General features: G+C 66.5%; 1 protein-coding gene and 1 pseudogene. Both read right to left on the reverse strand.

The window, feature by feature from the left end; genetic code table 11:
• Nucleotides 1-850 (reverse strand): annotated as a pseudogene (locus EOA33_RS35120) (hypothetical protein); the annotation flags it as partial.
• 363 nt (nt 851-1213) lie between these two features.
• Nucleotides 1214-1577 (reverse strand): alpha/beta hydrolase (locus EOA33_RS35125; RefSeq protein ID WP_145989504.1); only part of this gene is annotated, 364 nt, incomplete at its 5' end.

Genomic DNA, 1577 nt, shown 5'->3' on the forward strand with positions numbered 1-1577 from the left:
GGATGTCCATGACGGCGCCGTCGTCGGCGACCGGGTCGAGCCCGTGCGCCGGGCGTCCGGCGACGCCATGGTCGAACGTGTCGATCAGCATGCCGTTGGCGTCGATGCGATGGATCAGGCCAGTGTCGAGATCGGAGGCGAAGAACTGGCGATGGATGGGGTCGAAGGAAAGGTTGCCGATGCCGGGCCCGCTGTTGGTGTCGATATCGGCGAATTTCGAAACGGCGCCGGTAATGCCGTCGATCTTCCAGATCGTGCCCGGCCCGCCGCCATTCTCGGTGCCGAACTGGCCCTCCATGAAGGCAGCACCGGCAGCGCCGCGGCGCTCTCGCTCGGGCCGTCCGTCATCGTCGGCGTCGGGCGTGACGGTCTCGATGCCGTGCAGCGAGGTCGCTGCGGCATAGAGGTTCGGGATGCCCGACGGCACGCCATCACGCACGCCGTCGTCATAGGTGAGGCCGAAGACCTCGCCGATCTGGCCGGCCGTCACCTCGAAGGGCGGCGGCGTGTAGACGAGTTGGCCCGAGGCCGGGCCGCCGAGATGCGAGACGTCGAAGACGCGCAAGGACGCGCGGCTGGTGTCGATGAAGGTTTCGTCGACCGGATCGACCCCGGGCGGAAGGCCCCCCTCTTCGGAATCGGAAGAGTCGAAATTGGGGATGACGGTGCCGGGGAAGCCGGTCACCGCCATCGAGCCAGGATAGATGATCTGGGTTTCCTGCGCGCTGGCGGGGCTGCCGAGCCACAGGCTGGCGCTGAGCGCAAGAGCAAGAAATCCGCTGGTTGCCTTTGCCGCGCGGCGCAAACGGCCGGCACGAGCGTGCGCAAGAGCGCCTTGGTCGCAGGACATAGAACTCCCCCCGAAGTCTATGGAAGAACCATCCGGCATTACCGCGCGAATCAGGGCAAGGCGCGGCGTTCCGGCACGTTCTTCCCTGATCGAATTGTCTGCTTTCCTCATGTTCACGATACGCCGGCTCTTACGCAGGGTCAACGGAATCAGCGGAAAGCCCGGCGCATCGACCCCGTCCCGAAGACGGTGGTCGCGCCGAGCTTCTGTTGTTCCCGGAGACCGTGGAGCCTCTGGGTTTCTGGTCATTGGGTTTCCTTTCCCGGGCCGCACCATGCGGCGCCTGAGCGTCAGTCGTGGGCTGACGCGGAAAGGTTCATGGGAGAAAGGCGGCGAACTGGGACAACCCGTCGCCGGAGTGCGTCACCAGATCCAGTCGCCCTTGCCGAGCGCCGTTGCGGCCTCGACGATGCGGGTGAAGCTGGCGCGCGCCCGGCCGACCGTGTGCCGGGCCCTCAGGTAGCCATGCACAAGTCCCGGTTCCTCGAACCAGTATGCATGTCCGCCGGCCGCGACGACGCGGTCGCGATAGGCCTCGCCGTCGGAAGACAGCGGGTCGCATTCGGCGGTGATCAGCACGGTCGGCGGCAGGTAGGCGAAATTGGCGTCGGCGAGCGGCGACATCACCTTGTCGCCGGTGCGATTCTCGCCGCCGGTGCGGATGTCCATGTAGAAATCGAGGTCGCGCACCGTCAGCATCGGCGCCTCGGCATGCGCGGAATAGGAC

This window comes from Mesorhizobium sp. M4A.F.Ca.ET.050.02.1.1 (assembly GCF_003997725.1).
Taxonomy (GTDB): Bacteria; Pseudomonadota; Alphaproteobacteria; order Rhizobiales; family Rhizobiaceae; genus Mesorhizobium.